Annotated in this window: 2 protein-coding genes; both read left to right on the top strand. The window is 49.7% G+C overall.

Features of this window, described 5'->3' with window-relative positions:
* Window positions 1-828 precede the first annotated feature (828 nt).
* Window positions 829-1,809, top strand: a complete 981-nt coding sequence (locus tag QZN42_RS10100) for an AEC family transporter (protein ID WP_296957332.1) — start codon at window positions 829-831, stop codon at window positions 1,807-1,809.
* Window positions 1,810-1,819: 10 nt separating this feature from the next.
* A complete protein-coding gene (locus QZN42_RS10095; protein WP_296957330.1) occupies window positions 1,820-2,797 on the top strand; it encodes an AEC family transporter in 978 nt (325 codons plus the stop codon).
* Window positions 2,798-2,914: the final 117 nt, after the last annotated feature.

Genomic DNA, 2,914 nt, shown 5'->3' with positions numbered 1-2,914 from the left:
ACTATCTGAGCTTAAGGAATAGATGTAACAATGTAGCGCCGTATACGAGGACCGTACGTACGGTGCAATGGGAGGGCTAATAACTCTACCCTATTGGGGCCCATTCAAACATGGTGCTATTAATTATGAACTTCAATGTACAGCTTTTCATTCTTATATGGCTCATTAGCCCGGCGTCCATATTACGCATTAATCCGAATGAACAGTTTTCAGGTCATAAAGGTATCTTTTATTGTCCCACATATTGCCATGAACCGTTAGTACACCCCTTTACCCGCTTCGCGGGAGTTTCCCCCGATGGGGGACACCGGGGCAAGAGTGCCTGGGGAATTTACCGTCGAAAGTGCAGTTCACCCTCACCGGCTGCGCCGGAGCTCCGCTGCCCTTTTCCGCATTCCTTTTGAGGCATTTGGAGTAAAAACGGTATGTCATTAGTCCTGAAATCTGCAAGGCACCTATGAGGCTGATTGATGAAATGTACTTGAGAGGTTTGACTCTATCAGTAAGCAAGAGCCCCCGAACTTCGGGGGCCTGTGAGGGGAGCGTTTCCGCGGGATGTTTGAGGCATTTCTATCTGTACGGGCTTTTCAACTCCGTCTGTGCAGATTCCCTATAAAAATTGATCGGCGCACCGGCGCCGATACCTCCCCGATATTCCCGACAGCCCCGACAATCCCGATACCCCCGGCTCAAAAGTTTTCAAAGAAGAGAGCAATCCTGTTCCGCAAAAGTCGAATCATTTCCCCCTTTATTCTCCTGCCATTTCGATGTATACTAAAAAATACTAATAATAAGAAACTTTCTCAAAAGGATACAAAAGGGGTTTTTATGACGGTATTATCGATAATATGGAACGACATCCTGCCGCTCCTTGTCTTTATCTGGGCAGGCTGGTTCCTGGACAGCAAATTCAAGCTGGACCTTGGGACTTACAGCAAACTCATCGTGCTGGTGGTGCTGCCCTGCTTTGTCTTCTTCAATCTGTACCGGTACCAGGGAAGCGAGGCGGATCTGCTGCTCCTTCCGGCGGCTATCCTTCTCCTTGTACTGCAGTATATCCTTTCGGCCGTGACCGGCAGGGCTCTGGGGCTTGGCGATGAGAAACGGGACGAATTCAAGGCCGTTTCCACCCTGTGCAATTCCGGTCATATCGGAGTGGCACTCATCATGATGATTTATACCCATCCGCCTTTTGCCGACGGGCCCAGTCATCCGTACCTGGCGGAAGCCATGGGAGCCATGACCATTCTCATGATCATCATGAATATCGCAACCAACGTCTTCGGCGCAGCCCTTATCCGCAACCGGGGGGCTTCGGTCACCGAATTTCTTCTTTATATCCTGAAAATGCCGGCCCTCTATGCGGCTGTGCTGGCCCTGATTGCCCGCCTGGCGCAGGTCCCGCTTCAGCATTCCTTCCTGTGGCCCGTATTCATCCATTTCAATGGGGCCTTTATGATCCTGGTCACTGTGACTATCGGTATCCAGCTTCACAGGAGTCATATACAGCGGCCGGATTTTTCCATGATTTCTGCCATGGCCATGAAACTTTTCGTCATGCCTCTTCTGGCCTATGGAATTCTTCAGGTCCCCGGGTCTTTTCTGGGAATCCACAATCCGGTGGCAGAGCAGGTATTCTTCCTCTTCGCCGCGATTCCTTCTGCCATGTCCCTCATTATTTACGGTGCAGAGTACAAGGATGACTCTACGTATCTTACCCAGTCCATCCTGTTCAATACGGTTTGCGGACTTGTCACGGTGACGGGAGCTATCTATATTTCCGGGTTCCTTTTCCCCATGGGACTTTAAGGAGGCAGATATGGCATTTCTTCAGATTATTTCAGACAATATCCTGCCCCTTCTCGTATTTGTCTTCATCGGCTACATGCTGGACAGGAAATATAAACTGGACGTGGCATCCTTCACGAAGCTCACCTTCTTTATCGTGCTGCCCTGCTTTATTTTCTACAGCATCTATGTGGCTGAAATCGATATTTCCATGCTTCATGTATTCCTGATTTCCCTGGTGGTCATGATCTGCGTGGGGATACTGGCCACGATTGCAGGAAGGATGAGGGGCTTTCCTTCTTCCAAAATTGAAGCGCTGAAAAACGGCACCATGTTTTCCAATAATGGAAATATAGGCGTCGCCCTGATTGCTCTCGTTTTTTCCAATGCTCCTTATATCGTGGACGGGAAACTGCCCTACCTGGCCATGGCCAGTGCGGCGGCTACCATGATGCTTGTACAGATGAATATGTTCCTGAATACCCTTGGCCTCTATCAGGCGGGAAAAGGCCGGCTCACGCCGAGAGATGCGATTTCCGTGGTCTTCCATATGCCCGTCCCCTATACGCTGGCACTGGTTTTTGCCATCAAGTATTCCGGTTTTGACATGAGCACCACTTTCCTCTGGCCCATTCTGCAGAATTCTGCAGCTGCCCTGGTAGCCATCGTCATGGTGACCATGGGCATCCAGATTCACCGAAGCAAAATTTCCTTCTCCGATCCCGATGCCTGGCTGGGTGCCTTTCTCCGCCTCATCTGCGGACCAGTGCTCGGATTCCTTTTCATCAAAGTCTGGGCACTTCTCGGTGTCACTTTTGACCCGGTCATCAGCCAGACCATCCTCATCATGTGCTCCGTACCGGCCCCGGCCAATTCCGTTCTCTATGCGGTGGAATTTGACAACTGTGTGGACTTTGCAACAGAACTGGTCATGATGAGCACCATCCTCTCGGGAATCACAATGACCGGTACCATTTATCTGGCAAGAGTGCTGTTCCCAATCGTATAAAAGTGGTAAGTGAAAGAAGGGGCTGTACAGAAAATGTACAACTAAAACAAAGAACCCATCGACTTAAAAAGGCCGATGGGTTCTTCGCATGGTATAATTTAATTATGCCAAAACAAA

The sequence above is a fragment of the uncultured Dialister sp. genome (assembly GCA_900314595.1).
GTDB lineage: Bacteria > Bacillota > Negativicutes > Veillonellales > Dialisteraceae > Dialister.
This window is presented reverse-complemented; position numbering and strand designations above follow the sequence as displayed.

Bases quoted from the DNA above. Each gene is read 5' to 3' on its own strand.
- QZN42_RS10100 (WP_296957332.1), top strand. From the start codon at position 829: ATGACGGTATTATCGATAATATGGAACGACATCCTGCCGCTCCTTGTC.
- QZN42_RS10095 (WP_296957330.1), top strand. From the start codon at position 1,820: ATGGCATTTCTTCAGATTATTTCAGACAATATCCTGCCCCTTCTCGTA.